The 1708-nt window shown below is 74.8% G+C and carries 2 protein-coding genes; both read left to right on the top strand.

The window, feature by feature from the left end; translation table 11 throughout:
• Nucleotides 1-67: 67 nt before the first annotated feature.
• Nucleotides 68-982 carry a DsbA family protein gene (locus tag ACSNOD_RS30975; RefSeq protein WP_436770402.1) on the top strand — a complete coding sequence of 305 codons (915 nt, stop codon included), beginning with the start codon at nt 68-70 and terminating at the stop codon, nt 980-982.
• Nucleotides 979-1708: cytochrome c biogenesis CcdA family protein (locus ACSNOD_RS30970; protein WP_436770401.1), on the top strand; the 730-nt coding region annotated here is incomplete at its 3' end. The genes ACSNOD_RS30975 and ACSNOD_RS30970, both read left to right, overlap by 4 nt.

Genomic DNA, 1708 nt, shown 5'->3' with positions numbered 1-1708 from the left:
ACCCGCCGACTTGGCGTGTGCGCGACATCGCGTACCGCCTCGTCACCCCGGATCACGGAGAAGCACCATGTCCCAGAAGACCCCCGCCCAGAAGCCTTCCGCCCAGAAGACCGCAGCCCGGAAGACCCCCGCCCAGCGGAACCGCAAGCCCGGCGCCTCGCGGACGCCCTCCCGCAAGGGCGTGGCCATCGGCGCGGCGGTCGCCGCGGCCGCGCTGCTGCTCGGCGTGGCGTCCCAGTTCGCCACCGGCGGCTCCGAGCGGCCCAGCCACGACACCGCGGCGGCCTCGGTCTCCTCGGGCCCGGACGAGGGCGTCTACCCCGAGCTGGCCAAGCTCGCCCGGCGCGACGAGGGCGACGCGCTGGCGCAGGGGCGGAAGGACGCGCCCGTCGTTCTGATCGAGTACGCCGACTTCAAGTGCTCCTACTGCGGCAAGTTCGCCCGGGACACCGAGCCCGACCTGGTGCGGAAGTACGTCGACGCCGGCGTCCTGCGCATCGAGTGGCGCAACTTCCCGATCTTCGGCGAGGACTCCGAGAGCGCGGCGCGGGCCGCCTGGGCGGCCGGCCGCCAGGGCCGGTTCTGGGAGTTCCACAAGGCGGCGTACGCCGACCCCGATGCCAAGGGCAAGGGCTTCGGCAAGGACCGGCTCGCGGAGCTGGCGCGCACCGCGGGCGTGCCGGACCTGGAGAGGTTCCACGCCGACCGCGACAGCGCCGCCGCGCGGGAGGCGGTGCGCAAGGACCAGGAGGAGGCGTACGGGCTCGGCGCCACCAGCACCCCCTCGTTCCTGGTGAACGGCCGGCCGATCGCGGGCGCCCAGCCCGAGGAGGTCTTCACCGCGGCCGTCGAGGCGGCGGCGCGCAAGGCGAAGGAGCAGGAGAAGGCGCCGCAGACGAAGGCGCCGGAGACGAAGGCGCCGTCCGGAGCGGAGAGCGCGCGGGGCGCGAAGAGCGCGGAGAGCGGGGAGGCCGCCCGATGACCGGCGGCATCGGCTATCTCGCGGCCTTCCTCGGCGGGCTGCTCGCCCTGCTCAGCCCGTGCAGCGCCCTTCTGCTGCCGGCCTTCTTCGCGTACTCCGTCGACCGTGCCTCCCGGCTGCTCGCCCGCACCGGCATCTTCTATCTGGGCCTGGCGACCACGCTGGTGCCGCTGGGCGCCGCCGGGTCGTTCGCCGGCCGGCTCTTCGTCGGCCACCGCGCCCAGCTCGTGCTGGCCGGCGGCTGGCTGATCATCGCGCTGGGGGTCGCCCAGATCCTCGGCCTCGGCTTCGCCTCGCGCCGCCTCCAGGAGGCCTCCGGCCGCATCCGGCCGACGACCGCGTTCTCCGTGTACGCCCTGGGCGCGGTCTACGGCCTGGCCGGCTTCTGCGCGGGCCCGATCCTGGGCAGCGTGCTCACCGTGGCGGCGGTCGGCGGCAGCCCGGTGTACGGGGGCGCCCTGCTGGCCGTCTACGCGCTCGGCATGGCGGTCCCGCTGTTCCTGCTCGCCCTGCTGTGGGAGCGGTTCGACCTGGGCGGCCGCCGCTGGCTGCGCGGCCGCGCCCTGCGCCTGGGCCGCCTGGAGCTGCACACCACCTCGCTGCTCTCGGGACTGTTCTTCATCCTGCTGGGCACGCTCTTCCTGCGGTACGACGGCACCTCGGCGCTGCCGGGGCTGCTGGACGTGGACAGCTCGTACGCCGTGGAGCGGTGGGCGCAGCGGGTCG

This window comes from Streptomyces sp. URMC 123, from assembly GCF_051386515.1.
Lineage (GTDB): Bacteria > Actinomycetota > Actinomycetes > Streptomycetales > Streptomycetaceae > Streptomyces.
Note: the sequence above shows the minus strand (reverse complement) of the source record. Positions and strands in the feature narration are given on the sequence as shown.

Excerpts from the sequence above, each read along its gene's own strand:
- ACSNOD_RS30975 (WP_436770402.1), top strand. The coding sequence starts at position 68 with ATGTCCCAGAAGACCCCCGCCCAGAAGCCTTCCGCCCAGAAGACCGCA.